Origin of the sequence: Formosimonas limnophila (assembly GCF_014652675.1) — a bacterium.
GTDB lineage: Bacteria > Pseudomonadota > Gammaproteobacteria > Burkholderiales > Burkholderiaceae > Hydromonas > Hydromonas limnophila.
Genome location: NZ_BMZG01000054.1, coordinates 1 through 540, shown reverse-complemented (window position 1 = coordinate 540; position 540 = coordinate 1). Strand labels below are relative to the sequence as shown.

Genomic DNA, 540 nt, shown 5'->3' with positions numbered 1-540 from the left:
GCTCAATGTAACGCAACGCCGCATCAAGTGCAGCGTTGGATGTTGAGGCGTTGGCAGGTGCGATTATCATGATGTGATTGTAATTCATGTGCCACCATGATATCACTTAAAACCCTATTTTTATAAACTCCAACCGTCGGGCAATTGTGTCGTGAGGCGTTGCCAATCCACACCTTGAATCAACCACTGCCATTCTGTTACAGACAACTCAAATGTCGAGTCACCAACACGCGGCCAAACGAACGAACCTTGATGCAAACGACGCACACAAAGCCAAACACCGTTACCATCCCACACCGCAATCTTAATGCGCGTGTGCCTGCGGTTACTAAAAATGAATGCAGTGCCCGCATCAGGCATCCGACCCAATTGGGTTTGTAACCAAGTCGACAAACCATCAGCTCCGCGACGCATGTCCATCGGCTCAATCACACACAGCAATGATTCACAGTGAATCATGCCAAACTCTTGAGCAATTCAGCCAGCCATACAGCTTGTGGTGGATGCGACCATTCGAGTATGATACCGCCCTGGAGTACA

General features: G+C 49.1%; 1 protein-coding gene. It reads right to left on the bottom strand.

From position 1 onward, the window contains the following. Positions 1-120: 120 nt before the first annotated feature. Positions 121-459 carry an IS66 family insertion sequence element accessory protein TnpB gene (gene tnpB, locus IE082_RS11150; protein WP_189493977.1) on the bottom strand — a complete coding sequence of 113 codons (339 nt, stop codon included), beginning with the start codon at positions 457-459 and terminating at the stop codon, positions 121-123. Positions 460-540: the final 81 nt, after the last annotated feature.